The 9,387-nt window shown below is 64.8% G+C and carries 7 protein-coding genes; 5 read left to right on the forward strand and 2 right to left on the reverse strand.

The window, feature by feature from the left end:
* Together AC1DSN_RS13270 and AC1DSN_RS13275 are read right to left on the reverse strand one after the other, a co-directional pair.
* Positions 1 to 2,008: phosphocholine-specific phospholipase C (locus tag AC1DSN_RS13270; RefSeq protein ID WP_477331065.1), on the reverse strand; the 2,008-nt coding region annotated here is incomplete at its 3' end.
* An 8-nt stretch (positions 2,009 to 2,016) separates the two neighbouring features.
* Positions 2,017 to 2,808, reverse strand: a complete 792-nt coding sequence (locus tag AC1DSN_RS13275) for an inositol monophosphatase family protein (protein ID WP_213948122.1) — start codon at positions 2,806 to 2,808, stop codon at positions 2,017 to 2,019.
* Positions 2,809 to 2,978: 170 nt separating this feature from the next.
* Between AC1DSN_RS13275 and AC1DSN_RS13280 the strand changes: the two genes are divergently transcribed.
* The 5 genes from AC1DSN_RS13280 to AC1DSN_RS13300 all read left to right on the forward strand — a co-directional run.
* Positions 2,979 to 3,980, forward strand: a complete 1,002-nt coding sequence (locus AC1DSN_RS13280) for an ABC transporter substrate-binding protein (RefSeq protein WP_477296535.1) — start codon at positions 2,979 to 2,981, stop codon at positions 3,978 to 3,980.
* A 28-nt stretch (positions 3,981 to 4,008) separates the two neighbouring features.
* On the forward strand, positions 4,009 to 5,010 hold the full coding sequence (locus tag AC1DSN_RS13285) for an ABC transporter ATP-binding protein (RefSeq protein ID WP_477296537.1): 1,002 nt from the start codon (positions 4,009 to 4,011) through the stop codon (positions 5,008 to 5,010).
* Positions 5,007 to 6,665 carry an ABC transporter permease subunit gene (locus AC1DSN_RS13290; RefSeq protein ID WP_477296539.1) on the forward strand — a complete coding sequence of 553 codons (1,659 nt, stop codon included), beginning with the start codon at positions 5,007 to 5,009 and terminating at the stop codon, positions 6,663 to 6,665. The genes AC1DSN_RS13285 and AC1DSN_RS13290 overlap by 4 nt, the downstream gene beginning before the upstream one ends.
* Positions 6,655 to 7,410 carry a DeoR/GlpR family DNA-binding transcription regulator gene (locus AC1DSN_RS13295; RefSeq protein ID WP_477296541.1) on the forward strand — a complete coding sequence of 252 codons (756 nt, stop codon included), beginning with the start codon at positions 6,655 to 6,657 and terminating at the stop codon, positions 7,408 to 7,410. Before AC1DSN_RS13290 ends, AC1DSN_RS13295 begins: the two co-directional genes overlap by 11 nt.
* A 133-nt stretch (positions 7,411 to 7,543) precedes the next feature.
* The coding region (locus tag AC1DSN_RS13300) for a TonB-dependent receptor (RefSeq protein WP_477331067.1) at positions 7,544 to 9,387 on the forward strand (1,844 nt) is incomplete at its 3' end.

Here is a 9,387-nt window from a genome sequence, read left to right on the forward strand (position 1 = left end):
ATGCAAGGTCCAGGGCGAGCGTCTGGTTGGCGCCCGTCGCGAGGGTCACGACCTGGGGCTCGCCGCGGCTGTACGCATTGGCGACGCGGCAGACGACGGGCGCCGCGCCCCGGTTGCGCAACACCACGTCGACAGCACGTGCCCCTGCCGTGCCGTGAACGCTCGCCTCCAGCGCATCATCGGCAAAGCCGCGCATGGCGGCGAAGTAACCGTTCGGGCCATGGATACGCCGATTGTATGCGTCGCCGACGCTCGCAAGCTTCCATTCGTCGACGATGCTGGCGCCAGCACTGACGGCGTAGCGCCGCGGCGGGGCCTCCCGGTCCAGACCATCGTAAACGAGGAATGCCGCGCCAGACGTTCCTGCGTTGGCAAAGGCGATACGGCTCCTGCCTCCCTCGAGGAGGCGGTGCTCGACCGTCCACGCATAGCCGATCGCACGTGCCGGACGCACGCCGGGCTCCTGCGCGGGCATCGATTGCGACGAGGGGACGTTGATCGGCGCCTTGCCAGGCGAGCCTTCGGGCAAGGCGATCGTCGGCACGTGGTTGTCGGCCGTGCCTGCGAAATCGAAGGCACTCGTCAGGTCGCCGCAGATCGATCGGCGCCAGGTGCTGATGTTGGGCTCGTCGACGCCGAACCGTTTCTCGAGGAAACGCAGTACCGAGGTGTGGTCGAAGGTTTCCGAGCACACCCAGCCGCCACGGGTCCAGGGTGAGACGACGATCATCGGCACGCGATTTCCGAGTCCCACGGGTTGTTCGCCGCCGGGATCGCTGCCAGGCACAAGAGGCGCGACGATCCGCGGATGCGCATCGAGGTCCATGATCTCGTCGGAAAGACCCGCGACCAGATCGTCCGAAACGACGCCTTCACTGCCCTGCCCGCTCTCCAACGGCGGCGCCGGTGGAACGACGTGATCGAAAAAGCCGTCGTTTTCGTCGTAGTTCAGGAACAGCACGGTGCGACCCCACACCTTTGGGTTTGCCGTGAGGGCATCGAGCACGCTGCGGATGTAGAACGCACCATCCGCCGGCGACGAGGTCGGATGCTCGCTGTATTTGTACGGCGCGACGATCCAGCTCACCTGCGGCAAGCGATCGTGCCGCACGTCCTCGCGGAGTTCCCGAAGCGTATGCGTCGATACGCCGTTGCGTACCAGCGAACCGGTCGGATCGGCGCCCTCTTTCACCTGGTACGTCGCGAAGAACTCGAGCGAGTTGTCGGTGTAGTTGTCGGACGGAGCATCCGGTTCGCCGGTGCCGCCCTGATAGACACGCCAGCTCACGCCGGCCTTTTCCAGCCGCTCCGGATACGTCGTCCATGTGTAGCCGTTGGTATCGGGACGCTCTTCACTGCCCGGCCCGTTCAACTTGCGACCAAGCCGACCAGACGGATCCGAGGTGCCGCTCCACAGGTAGATGCGATTGATCGCCGTGTCGGCCAGAGCAGACGCGTGGTAGGCATCGCAGACCGTAAAGGCATCCGCAAGGGCGTAATGAAACGCGGCGTCCTCGCGGCGCAGATGCGCCATTGTCAGTACGTCCTGCTTCTGTTCGATCCAGCGGTCGCTGCGGCCAAGATTCCACGCGCCGTGGCCGGTGCTCCAGCCATGGTCGGTGCCTTCATGATGGTCACCGCTGGCGTGCGTATCCAGGTGGAAGGGATAGACCCAGGCCACGTCATCGGCCACGCCACGCGATTTCCAATACTTCGTATGCGTCGTCGCGACCGGCTGGCGCCAGATGGGATCGCCATTGGCCAGTTCCACCACGCGGGGATCGGCGAAGCCACGTACGCCACGCAGACTACCGAAGTAGTGATCGAACGAGCGGTTCTCCTGCATGAGGATGACCACGTGAGCCACGTCCGCGATCGTGCCCGTTCGTCGGTCCGGCGGTGTCGCCAAGGCGCGCGCGATGGAAGCAGGAAAACCCTGGGCGAGCAGTGACGCCGCCACCGTGGCCCCGGCGGCATGGAGGAAACGACGGCGATCGCGGGAAACCATGAAAGGGTTCAGTCCTTGGCAAGCGATTCGATCAGGGCGGCATGCAGGGCCGGTGTCGCGGCGGCGACCACGCGACCGCCGCTGTCCAGGCCGAGTGTGCGGCCTTCCCAGTCCGTGATGACGCCGCCTGCTGCCTGGACCACCGGCGCGATGGCCAGATAGTCGTACGGCATAAGATTCGCTTCTATCACTGCATCGATATGACCGGACGCCAACATGCCGTAACCGTAGCAGTCGCCACCGAAGCGACGGGTGTACGCGGCGCGGCTGGTGCGGTCGAAACGCGCCCATTCGTCGGGCGTGAACATGTCGGGCGTGGTGGTGTACAAGGTAGCCGCTTCCAGCGCCGTGCATCCGCTGGTGCGGCAGAACGCACCGTTCATCGTCGTGCCGACACCCACATGGCCGATCCAGCGCTCGTCGAGTGCCGGCATGTCGAGGATGCCGAGCATGGGCTTGCCGTGGCGAAGCAACGCGAGCAGCGTACCCCACAGCGGCCAGCCCGAAATGAAGCTGCGCGTACCGTCGATGGGATCGATCGACCAGACGAACTCGGCGTCGATACGGGTCGCGCCGTATTCCTCGCCCAGCAGGCCGTGATCGGGCCACGCGTTGCCGATACGTTCGCGAAGCATGGATTCCACACCCCGGTCGACGGCTGTCACGGGGCTCATGTCACCCTTCAGGGTGACGTCGACCGGCTGGCGGAACCGGGGCAACGAAAAGGCGCGTGCATTGTCGGCGATGCCCGTGGCAAACACCTCGAATTCCTTCCGCTCCGCGGCGGACAACGATTCCATCAACGACACTCCTGGGCTGAAAAAAACGTGCGCGACCTAGCGTTTGCACGTTTCGGATTGATGACAAAAACGAAAATTCTCTGCTGGACCATATGCCCCATGTTTGCAAATATACCCAAATCGCCACAAGGATGTGTCATCTTTCAACCCTGGGGACTGGACTGGCAACCATGCACGTATACCGCCAAATCGGAAGCGTTCTTGCGCTGCTCGCGGCATGCGGTAGCGTGCGTGCCGGTGACCTGACCGTTTACTCGGCACTGGAGAGCGACGAGATAGCCATCTATCTCGCTGCCGCAAAGAAGGCCCTGCCGGACATCGACGTGCACGTGCTGCGCCTGTCCAGCGGCGATCTCGCCGCACGCTTGCTTGCCGAGTCGGCCGAGCCACGTAACGATGCGATCTGGGGGATGGCCGTCACCGATATGCTCGACCCCCGCATCGCCGCCCTGCTCACGCCGGTGCACGGTAGCAACATCGACCGCATGCCTGCGAGCTTCCGAGGGAGCGATGCGACGTGGTTCGCCCCGACCGGCTACCTTGCGGCGCTTTGCGTCAACCGGGATGCGCTCGCAGAACGCGGATTGCCCATGCCGCATACGTGGCGCGACCTCACCTCGCCGATGTATCGCGGTCAGATCGCCATGCCCGATCCCGCATCGTCGGGGACCGGCTACATGGTGCTTTCCTCACTATCGGATGCAGGGCGTAACGCCGAAGGCATGCGCCTGGTCACCGACATCGCACGCAATGTCGGCCAGGAAACGCTCTCCGGGTCGGCACCTTGCAAGCTGGCGCGCATCGGCGAATTCCCCATCGGTATCTCGTTCGCGTTCTCCGCCATGCAGTCGATTCGCCAGGGTTACCCGGTGACCATGGTGATTCCCTCCGATGGTGCGGGCTACGAACTCGAAGGTTCGGCCATGATGAAGAGCGCCTCCCACGTCGCCGAGGCAAGGCGCTTTCTCGACTGGACAGCCTCGGCCGATGCCGCCGCGTTATATCGAGGCTTCAAGGAGATCGTGTCCACGCCAGGCAGCGAACCCACGGACGAACAACTTCGGCAAGGCCTGCCTGCCCATCTCGTCGCGACGCTACCCGCGCGCGATTTCGCCACTGCCGCGCGTGAGCGCGCGGCACTCATTGCCAGGTTCAAGCAGCTGACGCGCTGACGCGCCGGCTGCCGGGGAGACGAGGGGAATGCATCTTCGCATCGATGACATCGCGAAGGCCTGGAGCGGACATACCGTGCTCGACGGCGTGTCGTTCCACGCCGGCGAAAGCGATTTCGTCTGCCTGCTCGGCCCCAGCGGCTGTGGCAAGACCACCCTGTTGCGTATCGTCGCTGGCCTGACCGCGCCTGACAGGGGCCGGATCATCCTCGACGGGCAGGACATCACCGCCCTGCCCGCGCGGGAACGTCGCATGGGCCTGGTTTTCCAATCGTATTCGCTGTTTCCCGACATGACCGTGGCCGCCAACGTCGGTTATCCGATGCGCTTGCGCGGCGAATCGCCGGCCGCAATCGCCACCCATACCGGTGAATGGCTGGAGCGCGTGGGTCTGGGCACGCTGGCCACACGGTTTCCGGACCAGCTTTCCGGTGGCCAGCAGCAACGCGTGGCGCTGGCTCGCGCGCTGGCGGCCAATCCATCGATGCTGCTGCTCGACGAGCCGCTCTCCGCGCTTGACCCGGCTATCCGGGGCCAACTGCGCGGGGAGATTCGTGCCCTGCAACGCTCGCTAGGCATCCCCACCATCATGGTCACGCATGACCAGGATGAAGCGTTGGCCATGGCCGACACCATTGTCTGCATGAACGACGGGCGCATCGAACAGATCGGCTCGCCGCGCTGTCTCTATGAGCGGCCACGCACGCGCTTCGTCGCCGACTTCATCGGTCATGCCAACCTGCTGCCGACAGGCTTCGTGCGCGAGACCCTGCCGGCCTTCCTCGAACGCCGGCCGCCCGGCCCCGATCCGACCTTCGAACTCTGCCTGCGTCCCGAAGACCTGCTCATCGACGCGGATCCGCGCGGCGAAGGTGTCATTGAAGACATCACCTTCCTCGGCAACCTGGCGCGCGCCCATATCGCGTGGCGCGGCCGCCGCGTTCTCGCCGAACTGCCCGGCCGCAGCCCCCTCGTTCGCGGCGAAACCGTATCGATCGATGCCGTACGCGGCGCGTGGGTGAGTACGTGAGCAGCGTCGTCGCACCCCGTGCCATCGCCCGCCCGCGGTTCGGCGCCGCCTTGCTACTGGCGCTTCCGCTGCTTGGCCTGTTGTTGTTCTTCGTGCACCCGTTGCTGACCGTGCTCTGGCGCAGCGTCACCGATGCGAACGGCGCATTCACTCTTGCCAACTATGGGCGTCTTCTCGACGATCCGGGCCTGCCTCGCGCGGCGCTTCGCAGCCTGAGCATCGGCGTCGCCACGACGTTTACGACGATGGCGTTCGGCCTTTGCCTTGCCATGACCCTGCACCGCTCTCGCCTCCGCGGCAAGTTCCTTATCCGCGGCGCGCTGCTGCTGCCGATGCTGGCGCCGTCGCTGGTGCTGGGTCTCGGACTGGTCTGCCTGCTCGGCCGTAACGGCCTGGTCCATCGCCTCACCGGGATACCGACGGATATCTACGGGCTCTGGGGTCTGCTGATCGCCAATACGCTTTATGGCCTGCCGCAGGTCGTCATCATCGTTTCGGCAGCGCTGGAGCGCACGCCGGCACGCCACTACGATGCCGCGGCATCCATGGGTGCGACACCATGGCGCCAGTTCATCGACGTCACCCTGCCGCGCCTGCGCTTCGCCTTGCTCGCCGCCGCCTTCCTCGTCTTCACCGAAACGCTCACGGATTTCGGCAGCGCCGTGGTCGTCGGTGGCAGCTACCGCGTGCTCGCCATGGAGATTTACAGCGAAGTGGTCGGCCAGCTCGACTTCGCCATGGGCGCCACGCTCGGCGTGGTGTTGCTGGCGCCGGCGTTGCTTTCGGTATGGCTTGGCCGCCTCGCGAAACGTCGACAGGACAGTGGCGATGCGAGCCCGGGACGCGCGCTCGTACCGGAGCATCATCCCTTACGCGACGCGGTGCTCGGCACGGTGGCGGCGATCGCCCTGTTGCCCGTGGTCGCGGTGGTCGGCACCGTGGCCTATGTGAGCGTCGTCAAGCTATGGCCTTACGATCGCACGCTGACGCTGGCCAATTACACCGGCGGCATGCCCGATGGTTACGGCCCGGTAGCGACGTCACTCGGCGTCTCGCTGCTCGCCGCCGTGGTCGGCGTCGTGATGATCTTCGCGCTGTCGGCGGGACTGCGCCGTGCCTCGCCACGCGTCGCTCGCCCGCTGCAGGTCCTCGCATCGCTGCCCGCCGCCGTACCCGGCATGGTGCTCGGCCTCGGTTACGTGCTCACGTTCAACCATGGCGCGCTCTCGGGATGGTTCTACGGCAGCGCCGCCATCGTTGCCGCGTGCAGCCTCTACCACTACCACGCACAGGCCTTTCTCACGATGCAGACCGGCATGCGCCAGGTGCCGGATGCGCTCGAGGATGCCGTCGCGTCGTTCGGCGGCGACACGCGCCATGTCCTGCGCGACGCCGTGCTGCCGTTTGCCATGCCGGCGGCCATTTCCACCTTCTTTTATCTGTTCATGCGCTCGCTGGTGACGTTGTCGGGCGTGATCTTCCTCGTGACACCCGGTCTGGGACTTGCGTCCGTCGCCGTCATGCGACTGGACGAAAACGGGTTCCTCGCCCAGGCCGCGGCGTACGCCATGTGCGTCGTCGTGGCCGGCGCACTCGCCCTCGGGGCGATGCGCCTCCTCCTCCACGTACTCAAGGACCGACGCCATGTGGCATGAAGAAAGGCACACCCGCATCCGCGACCTCCTCCGCACCAGCGGTCAGGTTTCCGTCGAACGCATCGTGACGGAGCTGGGTGTATCGCGCGAGACGATCCGCCGCGATCTCGTCGAGCTGGCCGAGCGTGGCGAGATCCGCCGCGTGCACGGTGGCGCGGTACTCACCGGCGACGAACCGCCGATCGACGTGCGCCACGCAACCCGCGTGCGCGAGAAGCGCGCCATCGCGAAGAAAGTCGCCAGCCTGGTGGAAAGTGGCCAGACCATTTTCATGGACGCTGGCAGCACGATGACCCTCGTTGCCGAGGCGCTCGCCACGCGTAGCGGCCTCACGATCGTCACCAATGCCGTGGACGTCGCCGCACGCTTCGCGGCGCGTACCGGCAACGAGGTGCACCTGCTCGGTGGCCGTTTCAACGCGCAGATTGGCTGCACCGGCGGCTCCGGCACCATCGCCGAGATAGCGCGCTACCAACCCCACCTGGCGATCCTGTCGCCGGTGGGCATCGAGGCAAAAGCCGGTGCCAGCAGTTTTGAAATGGAAGAAGCCGAAATCGCGCGAGCCATGTGCGCGAATGCACGCCGCATCGTGATCGCAGCCGATCATTCGAAGATCGGTGTGCGCAGTCGCGTTGCCTGGTGTCCCGCCGATCGCATCGACGTGCTGGTCACCGACCGGCGCTCGGAGAAGTCGCGGGCGATTGCCGCGATCGGCAAGGCCATCGGCGAGATCGAGTACGCCTGATCCTGCGGGCCTGCGCAAGCAGGCCTGGTCGATCCACCTGAAACAACAAAGTGCCAGGAAGGCCCTGTTCTACCCAACGTTTAGATCGATTGAAACCTCACTGTCACGTCAAAAGACCTTCCGGAGCATCCCTATGAGTTCCCGCATCACCCTCCGACGCACCCTACTCTGCGCCGCCGTCGCGGCCTCTCTTACCGGCATCGCCCATGGCCAGGCGACGTCCGGCCGTATTGCCGGCCAGGCCCCCGTGGCCGCCGGTGAAACCGTCCTGATCGAAGGTAGCAACGGCATCACCCGCGAAGTCAACGTCGACTCGCGTGGCCGCTATGTCGCCGAAGCGTTGCCGCTGGCCACGTACAAGGTCTCGCTCAAAGCCGATGGCAAGGTCGTCGACTCGCGTGACAACGTCACGCTGCGCGTGGGTGCGGCTACCGATGTGTCGTTCGATGGCGGCGCTGCCGCCAATGCAAGCGGCGCTCAGGATCTGTCAGGCGTTACCGTCTCGGCGAACAACCTGCCGACAATCGACGTCGCCACCGTCGCATCGAGCACGGTCATCACCGCTGCAGAGATGGCCCGCCTGCCACTGGCCCGCACCGCTGAAGGCGTCGCCCTGCTCGCACCGGGCGCCGTGGCCGGCTACAGCGGCTTCAAGGGCGCCATGGGCAACTCGCTGGTCAGTTTCTCGGGCTCCTCGGTGACAGAGAACGCGTATTACATCAACGGCATGAACACTACCGATCCGCTCAGCGGTTTCGGTGGCATCAGCCTGCCTTATGGCGCCGTGGATCAGGAAGAAGTGTTGAGTGGCGGTTACTCCGCCATGTACGGCCGCTCGGACGGCGGCGTGATCAGCCAGGTCGGCAAGCGCGGCACGAATGAATGGCACTTCGGCGCCCAGGTGCTGTGGGAACCCGATTTCGCCCGTGCCGACGCGCGCAACATCACCTACGGCCACAGCAACCCGGCGCCTCCGGGTACGATCGAACAGCGCAACGACGACAACCACGAGTGGACCTCCACGGTCAGCGCGTATGCCGGCGGCCCGCTGATCAAGGACAAGCTGTACATCTTCACCGCCTTGGAAATGGCACGCACCGAAGGCAACAGCATCGGCGACGTCAACCACTCGTACGACACGAAGTACACGTACAAGGATCCGAAGTGGTACGGCAAGATCGACTGGAACATCAACGACAGCAATATCCTCGAGCTGACCGGCGTCAGCCAGACGCATCGCACCAACGGTAACGAGTACGACTACGACTACAACACGAACACCAAGGGCGATTTCGTCAGCACCGACACGACGTACAAGACCAAGGCCATGGTCTACACGGCCAAGTTCACCAGCTACATCACGGACGACCTGACGCTCACCGCGCTCTACGGCAAGTCCAAGCTCACCTATTACAACGAGCCGCCGAACACTGGCGTCACCGGGCCGTTCATCGGAAACTCTTCCGCGGAAAACCCGGCGATCACGGGCGGCACGCCTATCACCAACGGCCAGACGCTGGATACGATCGACAATCCGGATCACACCTCGACCAATCGCAACCTGCGCGTCGACCTGAACTACAAGATCGGTAACCACTCCATTACGGCCGGTATCGATAATCAGGATTCGCACGACATCGACGATGGCACCACCATCGGTGGCGACGGCTACGAGCTGTGGTACGCGAAACAGGATCCGAACCTCAACATCAGCGACAGTCCGTTCGTCGACAAGCCGGGCAATTACCCGGGCGGCGAAACCGGCTACTACGGCTATATCCGCCACTACAACACGCTCGCCTCGGTGCGCGTGAAGCAGCGTGCGCAATACGTCATGGACGATTGGCAGGTAACCGACAAGATGCTGCTCTCGCTGGGCATCCGCAACGACCAGTTCACCAACTACAACCCGACCGGCCAGGCCTACCTGCGCCTGACCAAACCCCAGTGGGCGCCGCGACTGGGCTTCAGCTACGA

The organism is Luteibacter sp. P4_D7_3 (assembly GCF_056401735.1).